This is a genomic window from Streptomyces sp. SID5464 (genome assembly GCF_009862985.1).
GTDB lineage: Bacteria > Actinomycetota > Actinomycetes > Streptomycetales > Streptomycetaceae > Streptomyces > Streptomyces chartreusis_D.
This window is the reverse complement of sequence record NZ_WWIQ01000021.1, coordinates 151,806-152,543: the sequence shown is the minus strand read 5'-3', so window position 1 is coordinate 152,543 and position 738 is coordinate 151,806. Positions and strand designations below refer to the sequence as shown.

The 738-nt window shown below is 67.5% G+C and carries 1 pseudogene; it reads left to right on the top strand.

Going from position 1 to position 738, the window contains the following annotated elements:
* Positions 1-738, top strand: a pseudogene (locus GTY47_RS40870) (alpha-amylase family glycosyl hydrolase); the annotation flags it as partial.

Here is a 738-nt window from a genome sequence, read left to right as displayed (position 1 = left end):
GCAAGGAGATCGACGCGCAGTACCCGGACACCGTGCTGCTCGCCGAGGCCAACCAGTGGCCCGAGGACGTCGTCGACTACTTCGGTGACTATCCGAGCGGCGGCGACGAGTGCCACATGGCGTTCCACTTCCCGGTCATGCCGCGCATCTTCATGGCGGTGCGGCGGGAGTCCCGCTACCCGGTCTCCGAGATCCTGGCCAAGACCCCGGCCATCCCCTCGGGCTGCCAGTGGGGCATCTTCCTGCGCAACCACGACGAGCTCACGCTCGAGATGGTCACCGACGAAGAGCGCGACTACATGTGGGCCGAGTACGCCAAGGACCCCCGCATGCGCGCCAACATCGGCATCCGGCGCCGTCTCGCCCCGCTGCTGGACAACGACCGCAACCATCGAGCTGTTCACGGCTCTGCTGCTGTCCCTGCCCGGCTCGCCGATCCTGTACTACGGCGACGAGATCGGCATGGGCGACAACATCTGGCTCGGCGACCGGGACGCGGTGCGCACGCCGATGCAGTGGACCCCGGACCGCAACGCCGGGATTCTCCTCGTCCGACCCGGGACCGCCTCTACCTGCCGGCGATCATGGACCCGGTCTACGGCCACCAGGTCACCAACGTCGAGGCGTCGATGTCGTCACCGTCGTCGCTGCTGCACTGGACCCGCCGCATGATCGAGATCCGCAAGCAGAACCCGGCCTTCGGCCTCGGCTCGTACACCGAACTGTCGTCCTCCAACC